Source organism: Blautia sp. MSK.18.38, from assembly GCF_024460535.1.
GTDB classification, from domain to species: domain Bacteria; phylum Bacillota; class Clostridia; order Lachnospirales; family Lachnospiraceae; genus Blautia_A; species Blautia_A fusiformis.
This window is the reverse complement of sequence record NZ_JANFYP010000072.1, coordinates 1-1738: the sequence shown is the minus strand read 5'-3', so window position 1 is coordinate 1738 and position 1738 is coordinate 1. Positions and strand designations below refer to the sequence as shown.

Here is a 1738-nt window from a genome sequence, read left to right as displayed (position 1 = left end):
ATCTTCAATTACTTGCATAAATTCGATGGACGCGTCTTATATCCCCATAGCTGAAACAAGGGGTTTTACGACGCATTGGATAAATGCCGCAGGTTTTTCCCATGTTTTTTAAACTTTCTAAACTATTTTTTAATTTTTACATGCTTTCTGCGCATACTCTGTCTGCACCAGATTTTCATACGCTGTACGATCCGTCAGCTCACCTGCATCTTCCAGGATATCCTGCAGAAGCTCAAAGCTGTCTTTTTCAAAAATAAGATTTTCTTTCCAGGTATCCTGGTCATAATAACGTTTTACAATGGCAGTGATGGTTTCAAGATCTGTTTCCTTGAACTGCGGTGCAATCACTTCTGCGATTTCCTCCGGCGTATGACTCTGCACATAGTCCATTCCCTTCTGAAGTGCATCGGTAAATTTCTGGATGATCTCAGGGTTTTCTTTCATGTAGCTTGCCTTTGCACTGTAGGATGTATATGGTACATATCCGGATGCCTCTCCGAGAGATGCAACTACATAGCCTGCTCCTTCTTTTTCCAGAATGGTCGCAGATGGTTCGAATTCTACTGTATATGCCGCGGAATCATCACCTGTAAAAGCTGCTGCTGTGGAACCGAAATCAATACTCTGGTCGATGATCAAATCCTTTTGCGGATCCATGCCGTTTTTCTTCAGTATATATTCAAATACCATTTCCGGCATTCCGCCCTTACGACCGCCAAGAACCTTCTCTCCTTTTAGATCCTCCCATTTGAAATCAGGCATCTCTTCTCTTGCCACTAGAAAATTCCCCGCACGCTGGGTTAACTGTGCAAAATTTACGACAGGATCCGTGGCGCCCTCCTGATAAGCATAAACAGATGCCTCTGCGCCCATAAATCCAATATCTGCCTCACCGGAAATCACAGCAGTCATCGTTTTATCTGCTCCGAATCCCGTCACCAGCGTCAGATCCAGACCTTTCTCCGCAAAATATCCCTCCTCAATCGCCACATACTGCGGTGCGTAAAAGATTGAATGTGCGACTTCATTCAGTGTAACCTTTGTAAGCTTCTCTTCTGTGCTGTCTTTCTTCGCAGCAAATACTCCCATTGGCAGCGCCGTCACCGCCAGCACAACTGCTGCCGCCAGTGCAATCCATTTTTTATTTTTCATGCAGATACTCCTTTACAGACTTCTTCTGTTAGAGTATGCATAATTAATTAATTGGTGACCAGGGAAACATACAAAGTATCGTAAAACACAGTCTCCATGATTCCTTTTGTTAGGATATGCCCAAAAAACCAACTGCTGATCACGATCAACTTTCCCATCAGTTAAAAAATATGAATTTTATTTAACAACAATTCAATTGTGTTCAATTTCCAATCCTGCTATGATTTAATCACAAAAGCTTTTGAAATTTCAATCAGGAGAGAATTAGGATGAATATTGGAAATGTGATAAAAAAATATAGAAAAGAGTCTGGTTTCACCCAGGAGGAAATGGCAAACCGCTTAGGAGTAACTACTCCAGCGGTGAATAAATGGGAGAACGGAGTTTCCCATAGTTAAAGATACCACACCAAATATGATGAACCCACGCTTATACACTACCAGCTATAATAAGCCGTAAGGACAGCAATTTGACACTGCTGTCCTTTCTTTATATAAAATTGCAGTACACAGAAAAAAGCTGTAAAATAATAAATATATTTGTCCTTGTAACAATTCTCGGACATTTGCCTGTTATACTATCTGCA

1 protein-coding gene and 1 pseudogene are annotated in these 1738 nt (G+C 41.3%); one reads left to right on the top strand and one right to left on the bottom strand.

The window, feature by feature from the left end:
* Positions 1 to 129: 129 nt before the first annotated feature.
* Positions 130 to 1152: an ABC transporter substrate-binding protein gene (locus tag NE638_RS17720; RefSeq protein WP_015527373.1), complete on the bottom strand. Its 1023-nt coding sequence runs from the start codon at positions 1150 to 1152 to the stop codon at positions 130 to 132.
* 269 nt (positions 1153 to 1421) lie between these two features.
* Between NE638_RS17720 and NE638_RS17715 the strand changes: the two are divergent.
* Positions 1422 to 1541: pseudogene (locus tag NE638_RS17715) on the top strand (helix-turn-helix domain-containing protein); the annotation flags it as partial.
* Positions 1542 to 1738 lie beyond the last annotated feature (197 nt).

What these genes read in the sequence shown, in the direction of transcription:
- NE638_RS17720 (WP_015527373.1), bottom strand. Translation starts at nt 1,152, where the DNA reads ATGAAAAATAAAAAATGGATTGCACTGGCGGCAGCAGTTGTGCTGGCG.